The sequence below is a fragment of the Vagococcus luciliae genome (assembly GCF_024637875.1).
In the GTDB taxonomy this organism is placed as follows: domain Bacteria; phylum Bacillota; class Bacilli; order Lactobacillales; family Vagococcaceae; genus Vagococcus; species Vagococcus luciliae.
Map to the genome: position 1 here is coordinate 1,920,247 of NZ_CP102451.1, position 15,289 is coordinate 1,935,535.

Here is a 15,289-nt window from a genome sequence, read left to right on the forward strand (position 1 = left end):
TACATTTCACAGTTCTTTAAAAGAAACTGTTCAACGCGGTGTTCTCGGTTTATGTTGATGTCTAACTTCAACTATCCAGTTTTCAATGAACAATCTATATGATGATTTCTCATCAATGGAGCCTAGCGGGATCGAACCGCTGACCTCCTGCGTGCAAGGCAGGCGCTCTCCCAGCTGAGCTAAGGCCCCTATTAAGAGTAAACCTCTCAAAACTGAACAAAGTAAAAACGTAATGTGTTTTCCGTAATTATCCTTAGAAAGGAGGTGATCCAGCCGCACCTTCCGATACGGCTACCTTGTTACGACTTCACCCCAATCATCTATCCCACCTTAGGCGGCTGGCTCCAAAAGGTTACCTCACCGACTTTGGGTGTTACAAACTCTCGTGGTGTGACGGGCGGTGTGTACAAGGCCCGGGAACGTATTCACCGTGGCATGCTGATCCACGATTACTAGCGATTCCGGCTTCATGTAGGCGAGTTGCAGCCTACAATCCGAACTGAGAACAGCTTTAAGAGATTAGCTAAACCTCGCGGTCTCGCAACTCATTGTACTGTCCATTGTAGCACGTGTGTAGCCCAGGTCATAAGGGGCATGATGATTTGACGTCATCCCCACCTTCCTCCGGTTTGTCACCGGCAGTCTCGCTAGAGTGCCCAACTAAATGATGGCAACTAACAATAAGGGTTGCGCTCGTTGCGGGACTTAACCCAACATCTCACGACACGAGCTGACGACAACCATGCACCACCTGTCACTTTGTCCCCGAAGGGAAAGCTCTATCTCTAGAGTGGTCAAAGGATGTCAAGACCTGGTAAGGTTCTTCGCGTTGCTTCGAATTAAACCACATGCTCCACCGCTTGTGCGGGCCCCCGTCAATTCCTTTGAGTTTCAGCCTTGCGGCCGTACTCCCCAGGCGGAGTGCTTAATGCGTTAACTGCAGCACTGAAGGGCGGAAACCCTCCAACACTTAGCACTCATCGTTTACGGCGTGGACTACCAGGGTATCTAATCCTGTTTGCTCCCCACGCTTTCGAGCCTCAGCGTCAGTTACAGACCAGAGAGTCGCCTTCGCCACTGGTGTTCCTCCATATATCTACGCATTTCACCGCTACACATGGAATTCCACTCTCCTCTTCTGCACTCAAGTCCTCCAGTTTCCAATGACCTTCCTCGGTTGAGCCGAGGGCTTTCACATCAGACTTAAAAGACCGCCTGCGCTCGCTTTACGCCCAATAAATCCGGACAACGCTTGCCACCTACGTATTACCGCGGCTGCTGGCACGTAGTTAGCCGTGGCTTTCTGGTTAGATACCGTCAAGGTGATAACAGTTACTCTATCACTTGTTCTTCTCTAACAACAGAGTTTTACGATCCGAAAACCTTCTTCACTCACGCGGCGTTGCTCGGTCAGACTTTCGTCCATTGCCGAAGATTCCCTACTGCTGCCTCCCGTAGGAGTCTGGGCCGTGTCTCAGTCCCAGTGTGGCCGATCACCCTCTCAGGTCGGCTATGCATCATGGTCTTGGTAGGCTGTTACCCCACCAACTAACTAATGCACCGCGGGCCCATCCACCAGTGACACCGAAGCGTCTTTTATACTTTTGCCATGCGGCAAAAGCAATTATGCGGTATTAGCACCTGTTTCCAAGTGTTATCCCCCTCTGATGGGCAGGTTGCCCACGTGTTACTCACCCGTCCGCCACTCACTTCTTCTCGGTGGAGCAAGCTCCGGTGAGAAGAAGTGCGTTCGACTTGCATGTATTAGGCACGCCGCCAGCGTTCGTCCTGAGCCAGGATCAAACTCTCAATAAAAAGTTGATAACATCTTACGATGTTTAGCTCATTTGTTTTAAAACTTGCTAGCGAATTGTATTCACTAAATATGGTTTGTTTCTACATAGTAGAAACGCCCTACACATTTGGTTCGTCTTACTTTGTTCAGTTTTCAAAGGTCTAAACTTTGTTGCCGTAACAACTTTTACATCATATCAAATTGTTAGTTATTTGTCAACGTTATTTTAAAAATTATTTTTTTATTAAATAACGTCGTTGTGACAACTTCTATATATTACATCCTGTGAATACTTTTGTCAACAACTAATTTAAAAAAGGCACACCACTTACGTTAAAATGTTGTAATACCATACGCAAAGTAGAAGGTTCTTCCCATAAAAACTCTGAATTCAATACACTGGTTTCAATATTCTCTTCATCTAAACTAAATACAAAAAGTGGTAATTTTTCATCTTCAATATTGATATTAGTCAATTCAACTAAATCCATAGCATCAGAATTCAAGCCAACTGATTGAGTCAACTTATCTAATATGCAAGCTAAACTTGTATAATTGGTATCAATAGTTGTTTGAATAAAACTAACTGTTTCTTGATCTTTTTGCACTAAAAATTTTTTATGACCATCTTGTTGATTAAGAATGACTGTCCCAGCTACTCTAGACTGTTCCAATATTACACACCTCTTATTTAATAGTTATAATAAATCGACAAATGCAATTATAACATATTTTCAGAAATATATCAGTTATTTTCCGTAATATCATCTAAAAACCCATCAACCCAATGTGATAAATTCTTATCAATGCTTTCAAAACCTATATTCTTATATCTATTTGTAAAATATTTTTTCTTTTTATATAAAACAGGTGGTGCATCTTGAAATACTCTTAACGATAAACTAATTTTCTTTGTGTACTCATCAATATCAATAATTTGAACTTTCACTTTTTGCTTAACTGTCAATTCTTCTTCTATATTTTTAATAAATCCATGCTTCACTTCTGATACATGAATCAAACCTTGTTGATTATCTCCAAGAGACACAAATGCCCCATAAGGCTGAATCCCTGTTATTTCACCTATCAATATGTCTCCAATTTTTAATGTCATGTCCTTACTTCTCCTAAAATAAATTTTCTTATAGTCATCATTTTAACATAAACATCATAGACTATTCACTACCCTTTACAATATAAAAAGAAAAAGCCACTCACCCAAATAGGCAAGTGACAAAACATCTTATTCTTCTATTAAAACCTCATCGATTGTTACATCATGCATTGGTCTATCTTGTGAATCACGACTGACACTAGCAATTTCATCCACAACATCCATACCTTCAATGACATGACCAAAGACTGTATGTCTAAAGTCTAACCATGGTGTTCCACCATTATGATATGCTTCAATGATTTCTTCTGGGAATCCAGCACCTGCTAATTGAGATAGCATGTTAGATGGAACATTTTTATTTTGAACAATAAAGAATTGGCTACCATTTGTATTTGGTCCAGCATTGGCCATAGATAAAGCACCTCTTAAATTGAATACCTCTTTAGAGAACTCATCTTCAAATTTTTCACCATAAATACTTTCTCCACCCATACCTGTTCCAGTTGGGTCTCCTCCTTGAATCATGAAATCAGGAATAACACGATGGAAAATGATACCATTGTAGTAACCTTTTTTACTTAATTCAATAAAGTTTTTTACAGTTTTTGGTGCTTGTTCAGGGAATAGGGCAACTTTAATGTCACCTCGACTTGTTTTAATTGTTGCTGTTACTTTAGCATTTTCTAAATCTAATTGTGGAAATGTTATCATTTATAATTCCTCCTAATTTGTTATTTTTCAAGTATACTTCTTACTTTAGTTGTTAACAAGTCTATTGCAACTTGATTTTTGCCACCTTCTGGCACAATAATATCCGCATATTTTTTTGTTGGTTCTATAAATTGTTGATGCATTGGTTTAACTACACTTAAATACTGTCCAATGACAGAATCCAATGAACGTCCTCGATCATGCATATCTCTTTTAATACGGCGGATAATTCTTATATCATCCTCAGTATCTACATACACTTTAATATCCATCAAATTTCTCAATCGTTCATCTTCTAGTATCAGGATACCTTCCAATATAATCACTTCTTTTGGCTCTTGATAAATCACTTCTTTACTACGAGTATGTGCTTCATAATCATAGACAGGTTTTTCGATGGCCTTATATTCCATTAAATCTTGTAAATGCTCAATCAATAAATCAGTATCAAATGCAAATGGATGATCATAATTTGTATTTAATCTTTCTTCAAATGATAAATGACTTTGATCTTTATAATAAGAATCTTGTTCAAACAATAAAATTGAGTGATTTGGTAATGCTTTTAATATCGCGCGACTTACACTTGTTTTACCACTTCCAGACCCACCAGTCACACCTATGACAATCGGTCTACCTTCTGCTGCCGTCATTAATATCCCCCGCTCGTTTTTTATTCCTTCTTTGATATCCTACTCTATAAGCCCCATGATTTCAATATAAAGTAAATAAATCTCGACCAAACAAAGTAATTATTATTTAAGCATTAATATTAAATAATAATTATTATAATGATATACTATAGATATATTAATAGAAAAAAGGAGATTACTTATGCATTCATTATTCAATTTAGAAAACGTTTTTTTTAAACCGCAAAATCAAACGATTCTAAACGACATTAATTTATCAATCAACTCAGGAGATTTCATCACTATTAGCGGTCCATCAGGAAGTGGGAAGAGCACCTTACTAAAAGTGCTAGCCTCGATGATTACACCTACCTCTGGAAAATTACTTTATAAAAATAAAGAAATTGACAAAGAAAATATTACTGATTATAGGAAAGAAGTATCTTATTTTTTCCAACAACCTACTCTCTTTGGTGACACTGTTATGGATAATCTGATATTTCCATTTGATATTCGACATCAAGAATTCGACAAATCTAGAGTAACAAAACTGTTAGAGACATTCAAACTTAATGAATCTTACTTAAGTAAAAAGATTATTGATTTATCTGGTGGAGAAACACAACGTGTTGCGTTTGTTAGAAATCTCATTTTTGAACCGGATGTATTGTTGTTAGATGAAGTCACTAGTGCTTTAGATGACGAAAATAAAAATATTATCCAACAATTTATTTTAAATGAGTTAAAGGGAAAAACTATCCTATGGGTAACTCATGATAGCAATGAATTTAGCTTAGGTACACGTCAAATCACCATTATTGACGGGAAATTGGAGGAAAAATAATATGACTGATTTAAATATTTCAAATACATCGCTATTATTGGCAAGCTTGTTAATTGTGATAGCTTTAATTATTGATTACAAAGAAAAACTAGGATTAGGAAAAGATATTTTCGTTTCTGCCATTCGAACTGTGGTTCAATTATTCATCATTGGATATGTTTTAGGGTTTGTTTTCCAACTGGATAATATGATTTTAACCTTAGTCATGGTTGCTTTTATTATTTTAAATGCTGCACATCATGCCGGAAAACGTGCAAACCATTTAGATAAAGCCTTTCAAATTTCTCTGATTTCAATTGGTTTTGGTACAATTTTATCACTGTTTATTCTATTTATATCTGGAACTTTAAAATGGACTCCTTCACAAATTGTTCCAATAACCGGAATGATTGCCAGTAATGCGATGACTGCCGTTGGGGTTGGCTATCGTACAATGTCAACTAAATTTGAAGATCAACGTCAACAGGTGCAAGAAAAGCTTGCATTAGGAGCAACAAAAAAACAGTCAACCTTACCTATCGTAAGAGAAAGCATTAAATCTGCCATGTCACCAAGTATTGATCGGGCAAAAACAGTTGGTTTAGTCAGTTTGCCTGGTATGATGTCTGGGTTAATGTTTGCCGGTATTGATCCAACAACTGCCATTAGATATCAAATCGTTGTGATGTTTATGTTAATTGCGACTACTGGATTTTCAACTATGATTGCCAGTTACTTATCCTACAAACAATACTTCAACGACTTCTCTCAATTAAAATAAACAAAGAAAGACTAGTAAATGTTTTAAATGTCATTTACTAGTCTTTTTGTTTTATCTTTCTTGTACGTATTTATAAGCTGTTCCCAAAGAAATGTTACATTCCTCTGCAATTTGTCTTAATGTATATCTATTGTTGTTATATAAAAATCTAATTTGGTCGATTGTTTCTTGAGAAATTTTTGGACGTCCACCAACACGACCCTTACGACGTGCTTCTTGTAATCCTTTAGTTGTTCTTTCTCTGATAATCATTTTTTCCATCTCAGCAATTTTTAATACCATTTCCAAATAAGCAGCATTGTCAATATCACTATATGCTTCACCTTTTTTAATAACAACTAATCCAATACCTTTTTCTTTTAATTGTCCTAAAAATTCTGCTAATTGAATAACTGATTTTCCTAAACATCTTAATTCATATACAACTAGTTGATCACCTGATTCTAAACTAGCAACAATATCAGTTAATACCGTGTCGCTTTGTGAAATCTCCTCATTCGTTTCCTTTTCAATGGATACAGTTTCAATGTTTAAACTATTTAACCCATCGATTTGTTCTCTCACATAATTTTCCTCACTAGAAGCATAAACATATCCTATTTTTTTCATAGCTCCTACCCCCTATTATTTTTGTTATTAAATTTTTGGTGCGTTTCATTTCTTGGCTATGTTCATACTATATCGTTTTTTAAAAAAACCTGCCATATCAAACTTTACCTAACAATACGTAAAAAATGACAATTAATCATCTTTAAATGAAAGTTCATGAAAATAGCATATTTTGTTATTTAAAATTCTCTAAAAATTCATATAGATACGCAATTATTAATTAAAAAATCATGTTTTTATAAATAAAAGTAACATTATGAATAAAAAAATTTCATTTAACGCATTTTATATTAATTGATAAAATAAACAAGAATAGAATCAATACATAAAAAAAATAAAAAATATTTTACTATTTTTTATATTAGTATGAATGTATCCACGGTTTTTAAAAATATTGAAGGAAAAAACATTTAGTATTAAAGACAACGAATAATTAACAAAAAAATTAAATTAACTAAATCTTTATAAAATCAATATAATGGCAAGATACAACCCTTTGAGTTGTAAACTTAACCCCAACCAAACTGATAAAATTAATAAAAAAGATCAGCTTCCACTCTTTCATTATGAGTAAAAGCTGATTTTTTTATATACTAAATTCTTTAGCTTCTTCTTCTCCTGAGAGAACTCTTAAAGCACCATTTCTTAAAGCTTCCATTTCAAATTCTCCTGGAATACAACTAACAGGAGCAATAAAAGAAACTCTTTCTTTAATCCAATCGACTAATCGATCAGAATAAGCTAAACCACCTGTAATCACAATATTATCTACACGACCACATAAAACAGTTGCTAACTCACCAATTCCTTTTGAAACTTGGTAAGCCATTGCTTCAAAAACTAATCTTGCCTCATCATCGCCTTGATCGATACGATTTTCAACTTCAATCCCACTATTTGTACCTAAGTAAGATATCATACCACCTTTTTTTCTTGTCCATTCAATGACTTCTTTTTCTGTCATCTGATAACAAAATGGAATGAATTCTTTTAGACAAAGACTACCTGTTCGTTCAACCGAAAATGGTCCTTCATCATCAATAGATAAGTCAATCATACGACCTTTTTGATGGGCACTTATTGATGATCCACTTCCTAAATGAGCCACAATTAAATTGCTTTCTTCATAAATTTTACCTGTATCTTCTGCTGTTTTCATTGCAATAGCTCTCATATTTAACATATGCCCAATACTACGTCTGTTGACACCTTTTAATCCAGATATTCTTGATAAATCATGAAATTGATCAACTGTAATTGGGTCATAAATCATTGCAATACACTCATCATGACTAAACTCTTTAAAACCACGTGCCAACAGAGCTCCTAAATTAGAAGCGTGATGCACATCTGTTTTATTTACTAACCAGTCAGTCATCTCATCATTTACTAAATACCCACCTGCATCCACTGGAGGTAGTGACCCTCCACGACCAACGACAGCATCAATATCAGTCAACTCTATATTTTCTTTATCTAAATAATCTTTAATAAAAGTTAATCGATAATCATATTGATCTGCTATTGTAGGAAATTTTTCCAAATCTTCTGAATCATGATACACATTTGTGTTTAAGATTTCTTCTTTGTCTTCAAAATAAGCAATTTTTGTTGATGCTGATCCTGGATTAATAACTAATACTTTTTTCAAATTTTCCACCTCTTACATTGCACATGCAATCATTAATGAATTCATTTTTTCTTCTACTGTTGAGCCACGAGATGTAATAATAATAGGAACAGTTGCACCTAAAACAAGTCCTGCCATTTTTCCTTGTCCAAATGTCATCATACTTTTACCTAATAAATTGCCAGATACAATATCTGGAACAAGTAAAATATCGACTTCACCTGAAACAGGACTGTCATACTCTTTTTCTTTTGCAATATCTTTACTTAAAGATAAATCCAATGAGATTGGTCCTTCAACAAAAATAGAAGTGTCTGCTTGTTTAGTAAATCTTTCTTTTAGTTCGTTGGCGTCTAATGATGCTTGTAACTTAGGATTCACATTTTCACTAGCATCTAACACACCCACATTTGTCTGTTTATAACCAAGTTTTTTGGTTAATGATAAGGCATTATTTAACAATTTTTCTTTTGCATCCACATCAGGAGTAAGTAACATACCACCATCCGTTAAAAATAGTAATTTGTGATAATAAGGGATTTCATTGATTGCAACATGAGATAATGTATCTGAATCTCTTATTCCTGACTCTTTATTCACAACAGCTTTCAATAAATCTCTTGTCTGTATATGACCTTTCATTAACACATCACCTAGACCACTTTTGATGATGGAAACTGCCTTTTCGGCAATTTCCACATCTCCAATAATATCTATAATATCAACGGATAAATCGTCATGCTTTAATTCACTCATTAACTCAGAAATGACTTTTTTATCTCCAACTAATACAGGATTCAATAGACCTTCTTCTTTTAATGTCATCACAGCTGTTAAAGTTTGTTTATCAACTGGATTAGCAACGACCACTTTTTTAGGAGCTGCACTTGTGGTTTTTAATTGTTTCTTTAATTCATCAAATGACTTTAATACCATTTTAGTGTTCCCCTATCTCTTAATTTTTTAACAACATTAAATTAGGATCACCTAGTGCTTTTTTGAATACTGCTAACGCACTTTGCGCTTCAACACCATCCACTAAGCGATGATCAAAGGCAAAAGATAATCTCATAATAGAAGCAATTTCCATTTCACGATCTTGATTTACAATCACTTCATCAGAAATACGAGAAATGCCCATAATCATTGATTCAGGGTAATTGATGATTGGCGTAGACCACACACCGCCAGCTTCAGGCATTCCACCAATATTTGTAATGGTTGCTGAACTGCCACTCATATCATCTCTTGTTAATTCATTATTCATTGCTTTTTTCGATAACTCTGAAATCTCTTCTGCAATCTCAAACACACTCTTACGGTCAGCGTTTTTGATTACTGGGACAAACAATCCATGATCTGTATTGGTTGCAATACCAATATTGATATTTCCACGATGAATGATTTCTGATTTTTCCATATTAACTGAAGCATTCAATGATGGATAAGCTTTCAACATTGCAACCATTGCTTTAACAACATATGGTAAAAAGGTTAATTTAACGTTTTCTTCTTTTGCAATTTCTTTGTATGTATTACGATGCTCGACTAATTTTTCTGTTCGTAACTTATCAAATACTGTCACATGTGGAATTTCAGTACGACTTGTCACCATCGCTTTGGCAATCGCACGGCGTAAAGGTGACATTTTTTCTACCCAATCCTCATTCGCTGGTTGTACTGGGGCAGAGGCTTTTATTTGTTTTGGTTCTTCCACTTTAATTGTGTCAGTAACAGTTGGTTGTGTTACTTCGACTGGTGACCCATTTTCTAAGAAAGCATCAATATCTGTCTTTAATAGTTTATTATTTGGTCCTGTAGGGGTAACCAAAGCTAAATCAACTTGTTGTTGACGCGCATATCGTCTAACAGAAGGTAGTGCTCGTACTACTTTAGATGATGACTCTTTTCTAGTTTGTATAAGGGGTTGACCCACCTGTTTGTCCTCTGTATTTCGGGTAGTAGATTGTTTTATTACAGACTCTCCTGTATTGATTTCGATAATTCCTTCGTCTACTTTTGCTACACCATCTGGAACTAAAATTTTCACCACTGTTCCAGCAACTGGGGATGGTATTTCCATGGTTGATTTATCATTTTGAATTTCGACTAATGGGTCATCTGCTTTTACAGTATCGCCTTCTTTTACAAACCATTGTAAGATGTCTGCTTCTGTTAATCCTTCTCCTACATCTGGTAATTCAAAAATATAATTGTCAGATGTTGCTTGTGTTTCTACAACTTCCTGTGTAACAGCTACTTCGACAGGTTCAGCTGAAACAACTGTTTCTCCTGTATTAATTTCAATAATGCCTTCATCTACTTTTGCCACACCATCTGGAACTAAAATTTTCACCACTGTTCCAGCAACTGGAGATGGTATTTCCATAGTTGATTTATCATTTTGAATTTCGACTAATGGATCGTCTGCTTTTACAACGTCTCCTTCTTTTACAAACCATTGTAAAATATCTGCTTCTGTTAATCCTTCTCCTACATCTGGTAATTTAAATATATAAGCCATGAGTACTCCTCCTAGATTTTTCTATTCAGCCATTGTATTTCTAACTTGTTCTTCAATCGTTTTCGCATTTGGTAACCAAACAGATTCTGCTTGTCCAAATGGGAAATGACTATCTGGTGCAGCAACACGACCAATTGATGCTTCCAATTCATACATAGCGCCTTCTGCAATTTCTGCCATAATCTGATTGCCCACACCTGTTAAACGCTGTGCTTCTTGAACAACCACTACTCGACCTGTCTTCTTAACAGATGCTAAAATCGTGTCAATATCAAAAGGTGCTACAGTACGTAAGTCGATTAACTCAATCGAAATGCCATCTTTTTCTAAGGATTCGATGGCTTTTTTCGATTCATGAACCATCGCACCATAAGTGACAATCGTAATATCTGTTCCTTCTTGTACAACATGTGCTTTGTCTAAAGGAATCTCATATGATTCTTCAGGCACTTCTTCTTTAATCGAACGATAGAGTTTTAAATGCTCTAGGAAATAAACTGGATCATTATTTCGAATAGAAGCGGTTAATAGTCCTTTCGCATCATATGGTCCACTTGGGATAACAATTCGAATACCAGGTGATTGACTAAATAATCCTTCTAAGTTGTCCGAATGTAACTCTGGTGTCCCAACACCACCACCAAATGTCGAGCGAACTGTCACAGGAACTCCTTCTGTTCCTCCCATACGGTAACGATGACGAGCTAATTGACCCAATAATCCATCAATGGCTTCCATAGTAAATCCTGAAAATTGAATTTCAGGAACTGGACGATAGCCACCAAGAGCTAATCCCATTGCCATTCCCATAATTCCAGATTCAGCTAAAGGTGTATCAAAAACACGGTCAATTCCTAATTTGTCACTCATACCATCTGTAACACGGAATACACCTCCGTTTGTTCCAACGTCTTCTCCAAAAACTAAAATTCTTTCATCTCGTTCCATCTCTTGAGTTAAGGCTTCATTGATTGCCTGTACCATATTTTTAATAGCCATCTTTAGTTTTCCTCCTTAAGTTCATACATTTTAATTTCTTTTGCGATGCGTGGTGTAGGAACTTCAAACACATTTCTTAATAATTGAGAAACTTTTTGTTTTGGTTCATTATCTGCTGCATCAAGTGCCTCATTCATTTCTTCCGTTGTTTGATTAATCACTTCTTGCTCCATCTCTTCGTTCCAAATACCTTTTTCACCTAAATGTTTACGCATACGAATCATAAAATCTTTTTCTAACCACTCATCTAATTCCTCTTGTGTACGATATCTTGTTGGATCATCAGACAATGTATGCGGTCCAAAACGATACGTTAATGTTTCGATTAATACAGGGCCATTTCCTGCCATTGTATATTCACGTGCTAACTTCGTCACTTCATATAGAGCTAATGGATCCATACCATCCACTTGAATTCCCGGAATACCTGCTGCTGCTGCTTTTTGAGCTAGGGTTGGTGCTTTACTTTGCATGTCACGAGGAACAGAAATACCATACTGGTTGTTTTGTACAATAAATACTGTTTGAGATTCAAATACTCCAGCAAAGTTAATCCCTTCATAGAAATCCCCTTGTGATGATCCACCATCTCCAATGTAAGTCATCGCTACTTGATCTTTACCATCGCGTTTGTAAGCCATTCCTAATCCTGCTGCTTGAACATATTGCGACCCAATAATAACTTGAGCTGGAAGTCCATGAACTCCTTCCGGTAAAATATTAGCTGCAACGTGTCCGCGATACCATAAAACAGCATTTTTCATTGGCATGCCATGACTAATCAATGGAATCACATCACGATACGTTGGGAATAGAAAATCTGTTTTCTTCATAGCAAATAATGTTGCTAGTTGAGACGCTTCTTGTCCTTCTGAAGGTGGTAAGTTACCAATACGCCCTTGACGACCTGCTAAAATGAGGCGTTCATTAACTGTTCTACCCCACACTAAGTTTTTCATTAATGCTACTAATTCATCATCTGTTAACGAACTCTTTAATCCTTTATTTACTAATTTGGCATTTTCATCTAGTATTTGTACAAATGGCACAGCATCTGCACTTTTTTTCATCATGTCATTAAATAATTTAAATTCTTTTGTAGTCATTCTACTCTCTCCTTTTTAGTTGAAGTTCAATTTATAATCATCCGCTTTTGCTACACCCATTTTTTTATTGAAAACATAATTAAAAATAAAGCCTAAAACAAGTGGTGTAATTAAAAAGGCAAAGACGACTTTTATAATATTTAACGCTGACCATCCATTTGGTGCTAAAGCTAAAGCGTTGATTGGTCCGATTAAACCACTAAATCCAAACCCTGCACTAAATGGTGTTCCCTGTAAATCAAGAAAGGCTGCAAGTGATCCTGTAATGGCTGCATTACATAAAATTGGAACCATAATTTTTGGTTTCTTTAGAACGTTTGCCATTTGCATTTTTGGTGAGCCAATAAAATGTGCTAATGATGTTGGAACAGCATTTACTTTCCAACCAGCAATACATAATCCAAATCCTGCCGCACAAATTCCTAAATTAGCAGCACCTGAAGCGATACCTGATAATGAGATAGCTGTGGCAATTCCTACTGTGGCGATTGGTGACACGATCATCATCGAGAACATCAGAGCAATAGCAATGGCCATTGGAACTGGTTGTAAATCTGTTAGTGTCGCAATAAAATTTCCTAATAACGTTGTCACTGATTTAACATATGGTAGTAACAAAAGACCTAATCCACCACCGATAACGGTTACAATAGTTGGAATAACTAAAATAGTAAATGCTTGTAGTTTTTCACCTAGTAATAATATAAGTAACACAGCAATTGCAGCAGTTAGTCCGGTATTAATAACATCTCCTGAACCTTGGAAAATAAACCCACCATCAGGATTCACTCGTGCTACTCCCGATCCAACAACACACGCCATTCCTAATGATCCAATCTGAATCGGTGTAAATTTAAAGTTAATAGCTACTGCTACTCCAACCACAATAGGCATCAATGTTTGGGCAATACCAGTAGCTGTTAGACCAAATGACCAATCCAGTGCTTTGGATAATTCACTTAATAATGCACCTGGAATTAGCGAAACGACTACTCCCAGTGCGACACCATTTAAAATATTCATTGTATAATCTTTTGGTTTGATTCCTTTAAGTCCCATTTTTTCAACTCCTATAGTTTTTTTAAATATGGATAGGTAAACCTAGACCAACTTCTGCGGCTTCCATGATAGCTTCGCTGACAGTTGGATGTGGATGAACTGTTAAAGAAATATCTTCTAATGTAGCATCTGTTTCAATTGCTAGAGAAATTTCTGAAATCAAATCACTCGCATTGACCCCTGCAATTTGTCCTCCAAGGATTTCTCCTGTTTGTTTATCACTAATGATTTGTACTAGTCCTTCAGTTTTCCCCATAGATAAAGCACGTCCATTACCTGATAATGGAAACTCAGATACAAGAACGTCATAACCTAACCCTTTTGCTTCAGTTTTTGTTAAGCCAGTTGATGATAATTCTGGATCTGTAAAGCAAACAGCTGGCATCACACGGTAATCTACTGACACATCTTTACCTGAAATAACTTCTGCCGCAATTTTTCCTTCATAACTGGCTTTATGTGCTAATGCTAGACCGGGTACAATATCCCCAATGGCATAAATATGTTCCACACTTGTTTGACAAGTATCATCTACTTCAATCAAACCTCTATCAGACATTTTTACACCAATTCTTTCAAGCCCTAACTCACTTGTGTTTGGTTTTCTACCAACTGATACTAAACAATACTCACAATCAATCGATTTTTCTTTTCCATCAATTTCATATGTTACGGTCACACCATCATCTTTGATAGTCGCTTGTTTAGCTAATGCCTTTGTTTCGATGTCTACATTCAGTTTTTTAAATGATTTTTCTACAAATGAGACCAATTTTTTATCAAAGTTTGGTAGTATAGATGATTGTCCTTCTAATATCGTAACTTTTGTTCCTAGATTGGCAAAAACACCTGCTAACTCACTTCCAATATAGCCTCCTCCAATCACTACAAGGCTTTCTGGTATTTCTTTAATATTTAGTAACCCGGTTGAATCCAATACTCTGTCGCTAAATTTAAACCCGGGAATTTCGATTGGCGTACTACCTGTTGCAATAATTGCATTGTCAAACGTATAAGTTTCACCGCCAAATTCATGCATCACCCTCACTTTATTTTCTTCCATAAAGTACCCAGCGCCTTCAATCACATTAACGTTGTTTTTCTTTAATAGAAACTTAATGCCATCTGTTAATTTTTTTACCACTTGTTCATCTTTCCATTTTTGTATTTCTTCAAAATCAATGCTCACATCTTTTGCTTTAATTCCAGAAAAAGAAGAGTTGGTTATATCATGATAATAATGACTTGATTCAATAAGTGCTTTTGATGGGATACATCCAACATTTAAACAAGTTCCTCCCATATATTCTTTTTCAATTAAAGTAACTGATTGTCCAAGTTGTGCAGCTCGAATAGCGGCGACATATCCTCCTGGTCCTGCTCCTATTACCACTGTCCCTAAACTTGATTCAAAATCCCCAACAACCATTTTTGACACGTCCTTTCTTTGACTTTGCTTATGCTTTCTCTGTGAGTTATACTGTATATACTTATTTAAAACCC

The 15,289-nt window shown here is 35.8% G+C and carries 14 protein-coding genes, 1 tRNA gene and 1 rRNA gene; 2 read left to right on the forward strand and 14 right to left on the reverse strand.

Annotated elements, in window-relative coordinates:
- Positions 1-116: 116 nt before the first annotated feature.
- The 6 genes from G314FT_RS09335 to udk all read right to left on the reverse strand — a co-directional run bounded on the left by G314FT_RS09335 (position 117) and on the right by udk (position 4,276).
- A tRNA-Ala gene (locus G314FT_RS09335) sits at positions 117-189 on the reverse strand.
- A gap of 68 nt (positions 190-257) precedes the next feature.
- A 16S ribosomal RNA gene (locus tag G314FT_RS09340) occupies positions 258-1,815 on the reverse strand.
- Positions 1,816-2,100: 285 nt separating this feature from the next.
- Positions 2,101-2,469, reverse strand: a complete 369-nt coding sequence (locus tag G314FT_RS09345) for a hypothetical protein (RefSeq protein ID WP_257700960.1) — start codon at positions 2,467-2,469, stop codon at positions 2,101-2,103.
- Between the two features lie 71 nt (positions 2,470-2,540).
- Positions 2,541-2,909: a CvfD/Ygs/GSP13 family RNA-binding post-transcriptional regulator gene (locus G314FT_RS09350; protein ID WP_257700962.1), complete on the reverse strand. Its 369-nt coding sequence runs from the start codon at positions 2,907-2,909 to the stop codon at positions 2,541-2,543.
- Positions 2,910-3,038: 129 nt separating this feature from the next.
- Entirely contained in the window at positions 3,039-3,623 is a 585-nt protein-coding gene (locus G314FT_RS09355; protein WP_257700964.1) for a peptidylprolyl isomerase, read from the reverse strand.
- Between the two features lie 20 nt (positions 3,624-3,643).
- A complete protein-coding gene (gene udk, locus G314FT_RS09360) occupies positions 3,644-4,276 on the reverse strand; it encodes a uridine kinase (RefSeq protein ID WP_125957531.1) in 633 nt (210 codons plus the stop codon).
- A 181-nt stretch (positions 4,277-4,457) separates the two neighbouring features.
- On the opposite strand from udk, the gene G314FT_RS09365 reads away from it, so the two are divergent.
- On the forward strand, positions 4,458-5,099 hold the full coding sequence (locus G314FT_RS09365) for an ABC transporter ATP-binding protein (RefSeq protein ID WP_257700973.1): 642 nt from the start codon (positions 4,458-4,460) through the stop codon (positions 5,097-5,099).
- Between the two features lies 1 nt (position 5,100).
- Positions 5,101-5,859 carry an ABC transporter permease gene (locus G314FT_RS09370; protein ID WP_257700975.1) on the forward strand — a complete coding sequence of 253 codons (759 nt, stop codon included), beginning with the start codon at positions 5,101-5,103 and terminating at the stop codon, positions 5,857-5,859.
- A 51-nt stretch (positions 5,860-5,910) separates the two neighbouring features.
- On the opposite strand, the gene G314FT_RS09375 is transcribed toward G314FT_RS09370, so the two are convergent.
- The 8 genes from G314FT_RS09375 to lpdA all read right to left on the reverse strand — a co-directional run bounded on the left by G314FT_RS09375 (position 5,911) and on the right by lpdA (position 15,215).
- Positions 5,911-6,468 carry a recombinase family protein gene (locus G314FT_RS09375; protein WP_257700976.1) on the reverse strand — a complete coding sequence of 186 codons (558 nt, stop codon included), beginning with the start codon at positions 6,466-6,468 and terminating at the stop codon, positions 5,911-5,913.
- 586 nt (positions 6,469-7,054) lie between these two features.
- Positions 7,055-8,119, reverse strand: coding sequence for a butyrate kinase (buk, locus tag G314FT_RS09380; RefSeq protein WP_257700978.1), 1,065 nt, complete (start codon positions 8,117-8,119; stop codon positions 7,055-7,057).
- A 12-nt stretch (positions 8,120-8,131) separates the two neighbouring features.
- Complete coding sequence (locus tag G314FT_RS09385) at positions 8,132-9,034, reverse strand: phosphate acyltransferase (protein WP_257700980.1); 903 nt, start codon at positions 9,032-9,034, stop codon at positions 8,132-8,134.
- Between the two features lie 19 nt (positions 9,035-9,053).
- Positions 9,054-10,622: a 2-oxo acid dehydrogenase subunit E2 gene (locus tag G314FT_RS09390; protein WP_257700982.1), complete on the reverse strand. Its 1,569-nt coding sequence runs from the start codon at positions 10,620-10,622 to the stop codon at positions 9,054-9,056.
- A 21-nt stretch (positions 10,623-10,643) separates the two neighbouring features.
- Positions 10,644-11,621, reverse strand: coding sequence for an alpha-ketoacid dehydrogenase subunit beta (locus tag G314FT_RS09395; protein WP_257700984.1), 978 nt, complete (start codon positions 11,619-11,621; stop codon positions 10,644-10,646).
- Positions 11,622-11,623: 2 nt separating this feature from the next.
- On the reverse strand, positions 11,624-12,727 hold the full coding sequence (pdhA, locus tag G314FT_RS09400; protein ID WP_257700986.1) for a pyruvate dehydrogenase (acetyl-transferring) E1 component subunit alpha: 1,104 nt from the start codon (positions 12,725-12,727) through the stop codon (positions 11,624-11,626).
- Positions 12,728-12,742: 15 nt separating this feature from the next.
- Positions 12,743-13,786 carry a PTS sugar transporter subunit IIC gene (locus G314FT_RS09405; protein ID WP_257700987.1) on the reverse strand — a complete coding sequence of 348 codons (1,044 nt, stop codon included), beginning with the start codon at positions 13,784-13,786 and terminating at the stop codon, positions 12,743-12,745.
- A gap of 22 nt (positions 13,787-13,808) precedes the next feature.
- The gene (gene lpdA / locus G314FT_RS09410; RefSeq protein WP_257700989.1) at positions 13,809-15,215 is read right to left on the reverse strand and encodes a dihydrolipoyl dehydrogenase; all 1,407 of its coding nucleotides are present in this window, start codon (positions 15,213-15,215) and stop codon (positions 13,809-13,811) included.
- Positions 15,216-15,289 lie beyond the last annotated feature (74 nt).

Bases quoted from the DNA above. Each gene is read 5' to 3' on its own strand.
- G314FT_RS09350 (WP_257700962.1), bottom strand. From the start codon at position 2,909: ATGACATTAAAAATTGGAGACATATTGATAGGTGAAATAACAGGGATT.
- G314FT_RS09355 (WP_257700964.1), bottom strand. From the start codon at position 3,623: ATGATAACATTTCCACAATTAGATTTAGAAAATGCTAAAGTAACAGCA.
- udk (WP_125957531.1), bottom strand. From the start codon at position 4,276: ATGACGGCAGCAGAAGGTAGACCGATTGTCATAGGTGTGACTGGTGGG.
- G314FT_RS09375 (WP_257700976.1), bottom strand. From the start codon at position 6,468: ATGAAAAAAATAGGATATGTTTATGCTTCTAGTGAGGAAAATTATGTG.
- pdhA (WP_257700986.1), bottom strand. From the start codon at position 12,727: ATGACTACAAAAGAATTTAAATTATTTAATGACATGATGAAAAAAAGT.
- G314FT_RS09390 (WP_257700982.1), bottom strand. From the start codon at position 10,622: ATGGCTTATATATTTAAATTACCAGATGTAGGAGAAGGATTAACAGAA.
- lpdA (WP_257700989.1), bottom strand. From the start codon at position 15,215: ATGGTTGTTGGGGATTTTGAATCAAGTTTAGGGACAGTGGTAATAGGA.
- G314FT_RS09365 (WP_257700973.1), top strand. From the start codon at position 4,458: ATGCATTCATTATTCAATTTAGAAAACGTTTTTTTTAAACCGCAAAAT.
- G314FT_RS09405 (WP_257700987.1), bottom strand. From the start codon at position 13,786: ATGGGACTTAAAGGAATCAAACCAAAAGATTATACAATGAATATTTTA.
- G314FT_RS09395 (WP_257700984.1), bottom strand. From the start codon at position 11,621: ATGGCTATTAAAAATATGGTACAGGCAATCAATGAAGCCTTAACTCAA.
- G314FT_RS09370 (WP_257700975.1), top strand. From the start codon at position 5,101: ATGACTGATTTAAATATTTCAAATACATCGCTATTATTGGCAAGCTTG.
- G314FT_RS09385 (WP_257700980.1), bottom strand. From the start codon at position 9,034: ATGGTATTAAAGTCATTTGATGAATTAAAGAAACAATTAAAAACCACA.